Raw genomic sequence first — 342 nt, 5'->3', positions numbered from 1 at the left:
CTCCACGCCAGCCACCCCGGCAGCAACTCCGATTACATGGTTCCTGTCAAGGAGCGGAGACGCCCATTCTCTCGCATCTCTCTCGAGAGCGGCACGCCGATAGCGTGGAAATGCGCGTATGGACAGCAATTCCGCCGCGTCGGCCATTCCGAGGCAAAAGTCCGCATAACCCATAAGTGCGGCACGCATCCCTAAGAATTCTTGCCGCGCGAACCCGAAGCTCTTCGCGAACGCATCGTCGTCGAGCAGCGGAAGCTCGACGATGTTTTTGATATAGTGGTTGTAAGCTGGCCCGAGGACCCTGATAAGCTCATCTGCCGGAATTCTTGGCCACGCCTTCAC

General features: G+C 58.2%; 1 protein-coding gene. It reads right to left on the bottom strand.

Annotation, left to right across the window (positions count from 1 at the left end; all coding sequences use genetic code 11):
• A partial coding sequence (locus EOB49_RS37155) for a hypothetical protein (RefSeq protein ID WP_206526215.1) occupies nt 1–342 on the bottom strand: 342 nt, incomplete at both ends.

This window comes from Mesorhizobium sp. M7A.F.Ca.MR.148.00.0.0 (assembly GCF_003997735.1).
Lineage (GTDB): Bacteria > Pseudomonadota > Alphaproteobacteria > Rhizobiales > Rhizobiaceae > Mesorhizobium.
Note: the sequence above shows the minus strand (reverse complement) of the source record. Positions and strands in the feature narration are given on the sequence as shown.